Source organism: Pseudoalteromonas sp. GW168-MNA-CIBAN-0100 (assembly GCF_040309225.1).
In the GTDB taxonomy this organism is placed as follows: domain Bacteria; phylum Pseudomonadota; class Gammaproteobacteria; order Enterobacterales; family Alteromonadaceae; genus Pseudoalteromonas; species Pseudoalteromonas arctica.
The window spans coordinates 1-281 of record NZ_JBEOOL010000469.1 but is presented as its reverse complement, the minus strand read 5'-3'; the positions used below and the strand labels follow the sequence as shown (position 1 = coordinate 281).

Below are 281 nucleotides of genomic sequence, written 5' to 3'. Positions count from 1 at the left end.
ACTTAGGGGATCGTGAATTGCTTATTACAGCAACTAACTCACGAGACCGCAAACCGTACTTTTTAGCGCCTACAGGCGAGAGCAAGCAATGGCGTGAGCTATTAAAAGCATCAAGTGCGTTACCATTTTTGTATAAGCAAGGTGTAAAACTAACACCTTGGATGAATACTTTAGCAGCTAACGAAGCCGAGCTTGCCTTAGAGCAAGTAGAACCAGCAGTAGCCGACTTTTACTTAGATGGCGGCCTTGCAGCACCTTTACCTGTACGTGAAGCCTATAAC

Annotated in this window: 1 pseudogene; it reads left to right on the top strand. The window is 45.2% G+C overall.

Going from position 1 to position 281, the window contains the following annotated elements:
* Nucleotides 1-281, top strand: a pseudogene (locus AAEY62_RS21995) (patatin family protein); the annotation flags it as partial.